The organism is Marinobacter bryozoorum, from assembly GCF_023156245.1.
Lineage (GTDB): Bacteria > Pseudomonadota > Gammaproteobacteria > Pseudomonadales > Oleiphilaceae > Marinobacter > Marinobacter bryozoorum.
Genome location: NZ_JAKZAH010000086.1, coordinates 1 through 2,487 on the forward strand (window position 1 = coordinate 1; position 2,487 = coordinate 2,487).

Sequence of the window (2,487 nt, forward strand, 5' to 3'; positions counted from 1 at the left end):
ACCAGGCGATATCCAACACTCTTTAGTTTGATTTTGTAGCAACCTTGCAGCCCTGACAGGGCGTCAGCTGGAACGTGAGGATCATCGAGGTGCTTCGTTAGCTTCTTCTTAAACTGATCTCGAATTGCCGGAGCGAGCTTCCACCATTCCCTCAAAGCGGATGGCTTGAATGCAAGCGAATACTTATAGCTCATTTAAATCGACTCGAATACTTGGTTCTACAAGCCTCTCTTTCACGATGGCCACTAGCTCTTGGTTGTCGAGGCGGTCTAGCATGGCTTCGTAGATTTCAGCTGGAACGCAGTAGAATGCCGGTTTGTTCCGGTTTAGAACGACGATTGGAAACCCCTCTCCGGAATTCACGGCCGCCATCGGATTTTTTTTGAGCTCTGAAATGCTTGCGGTCACCTCAGAATAGATTTGATTAGTCATAACTTCCCCCGAAAAAGACCAGTTAACAGGTCATAACGTAAGGGAGGTCGGGCTCATGTGCAAGGGAAAGACCTTTTGATGGATTGCATGAAGCAATTTTTGGGCTACTGACTTTATTACCTTGTTAACTCCTTTCTCTGATCCAGCACCCTGGCTTAACGATGCGTCTTGGTGGACCGTGGGTTCTCAACACGCATAGATTAGCGTCTCCTGGACCAACTCTGGCGCTTCCTGGAAGGCCCTGTCGTGGTTACCGGCGATAACGACTTTGTGCCGGTGCGGTAGCGTTCCAAGGCAATCGTCGTTATCCGGTGGAGTCCCTGTATAATGTGATGGGCAAGATTGGTAACGGTGCCCGGCTGAGCCACATCGATGCGCTGGACGTCATTCTGCCGATGGCCAGTGATCCGGATGGAATGCTGGTCGAATACCTTATCCGGGATCACATTAACCGGTTGCTTGGTAACAGCGACAACCACGGGCGCATACGTCGTTCCATCGAACGTTCCACGGCCTGGAACTGACGCCCATCTATGATGTGTCACCCATGGTGATGGACGAAGACGGTATCGCCTGGAGCACCACCTGGCCCAGGGACTGGCAAAAGGATGGGAACCCAGATTGGCAGAGCGTCATTCAACGCTTCGCACATTCACCGGATCGAGTCTGGGCCGGGTTGCAATCCCGCAGTGCGGCCCTCACTGAACTACAACGCACCGATGCCTGGCAGGCGCTGCCGGAATCTGTGGCCCGACATCCTCGGGTCTTGCCCATCGGTGTCCCCATTGGTCTGTCGATGCATTGTCACCTCACCACAAAAGGATGATTCAGCCACCCATGGCGATTCAGTTCTACGACAAGGGCGAACTCTCGTCCGGATTCTACGGTTGGCGTGTCGCTGCGATGATTCGTGGCAAACGCTATCAGAAGTACTTCAGCCTGCGCCGTCCCAGTGACGCCGTGCCCGAAACGCTCTGGCGCCGCTACCAGGAAACCCGCGCTGAGTACTATGAAACCCGCTGGGCCATGCGGGCGGCGGCCATCAAATACCTGGACTTCATTAGTACCGAGCACCCGCGAGTCAAACCCTTCCGGGGCGTGGGGTTTCAGGGCATCACCCTGGGCATCGGGACCATCGGCGGAAACCAGGCGGAACAGTGTTACTTCCAGGTAAACGCACCGGGCAATCCCATACGCATCGCCATCACAGAGAACCAGCCCCTCTCCAAAGCCTGGGACCGCGCCGTTAGGCTGTGGGGCGAAGCTTTCGGTATCCGCCAGAAGGACATTGAGGCAAAACGCCAGATCCCACCCACGCCGGAACAGTTCAAGCGGCTGCGCAAGCACATGAACGAGGAAGAAAGTGCCAGCCTTGGGGTGGGCGTGCTGCACTATGTTTATGCGGAACAGCGTGCTGAGCTTGAGCGCCAGAAATCCCGAAACCGTCTTAATAAAGAACGGCCTGTTGACCGAGATGATCTGCTGGATGTGCATGCCCGCCTGGAACGGGAGATCAGTGAGTTTATGGAGCGATCCGATGCACGAATCTGAGATCGAGACCGAAGAACACGCAGCCCGCTATGACCGCTGGTTTCGTAACAAGGTCGCCGCTTCGCTGGCCGGCCCCGGCACTCCCCACGGTGAGGTAATGGCCCGAATAGACGCGATCATTGAAGAGGCTGAACGCAAACAGCAAACATAAGTGCGCCTACCTCACTCAGAGAATAACAACCAGCTCATTGCCGATAACGCTACCATGGCGCTGTGCCACAACGCTCTGGAACTGCCCACGATTGTCATTTTGGCCAAACCGGCTCACTGAACCTACCGCTTTTCGCCAAACCGGCACCGCAAACCTACCGCTTTTTTCCAGCAACGATTCGCGCACTGGTCGAGCCAGTTTGGCGATTATTTGATCAATCAACAGCGGTATTTTTTTGATTTTGTATGACTTTCTGAAACCTGGTGGCCTGGAGGGACTACGACAGTGGCCAAACCGGCTCACTGAACCTACCTCTTTGGAGCAAACCGGCACCGCAAACCTACCGCTTTTCT

At 54.6% G+C, this 2,487-nt stretch carries 6 protein-coding genes; 3 read left to right on the forward strand and 3 right to left on the reverse strand.

Features of this window, described 5'->3' with window-relative positions:
• Together MLC59_RS19555 and MLC59_RS19560 are read right to left on the reverse strand one after the other, a co-directional pair.
• The coding region (locus tag MLC59_RS19555) for a type II toxin-antitoxin system RelE family toxin (protein WP_248237274.1) at positions 1-194 on the reverse strand (194 nt) is incomplete at its 3' end.
• Entirely contained in the window at positions 184-432 is a 249-nt protein-coding gene (locus tag MLC59_RS19560; RefSeq protein ID WP_248237275.1) for a type II toxin-antitoxin system Phd/YefM family antitoxin, read from the reverse strand. The genes MLC59_RS19560 and MLC59_RS19555, both read right to left, overlap by 11 nt.
• A 329-nt stretch (positions 433-761) precedes the next feature.
• Here MLC59_RS19560 and MLC59_RS19565 point away from each other — a divergent pair, with 329 nt between their 5' ends.
• From MLC59_RS19565 to relB, 3 genes are all read left to right on the forward strand, one after another.
• Positions 762-956, forward strand: coding sequence for a hypothetical protein (locus MLC59_RS19565; RefSeq protein WP_248237276.1), 195 nt, complete (start codon positions 762-764; stop codon positions 954-956).
• Between the two features lie 313 nt (positions 957-1,269).
• Positions 1,270-1,983: a hypothetical protein gene (locus tag MLC59_RS19570; RefSeq protein ID WP_248237277.1), complete on the forward strand. Its 714-nt coding sequence runs from the start codon at positions 1,270-1,272 to the stop codon at positions 1,981-1,983.
• Complete coding sequence (gene relB, locus MLC59_RS19575; RefSeq protein WP_248237278.1) at positions 1,970-2,134, forward strand: type II toxin-antitoxin system RelB family antitoxin; 165 nt, start codon at positions 1,970-1,972, stop codon at positions 2,132-2,134. The genes MLC59_RS19570 and relB overlap by 14 nt, the downstream gene beginning before the upstream one ends.
• Before the next feature lie 15 nt (positions 2,135-2,149).
• On the opposite strand, the gene MLC59_RS19580 is transcribed toward relB, so the two are convergent.
• On the reverse strand, positions 2,150-2,487 hold a 338-nt coding region (locus tag MLC59_RS19580), incomplete at its 5' end, for a hypothetical protein (protein ID WP_248237279.1).

Coding starts and splice junctions, on each gene's coding strand:
- MLC59_RS19560 (WP_248237275.1), bottom strand. CDS start 432: ATGACTAATCAAATCTATTCTGAGGTGACCGCAAGCATTTCAGAGCTC.
- MLC59_RS19570 (WP_248237277.1), top strand. CDS start 1,270: ATGGCGATTCAGTTCTACGACAAGGGCGAACTCTCGTCCGGATTCTAC.
- relB (WP_248237278.1), top strand. CDS start 1,970: ATGCACGAATCTGAGATCGAGACCGAAGAACACGCAGCCCGCTATGAC.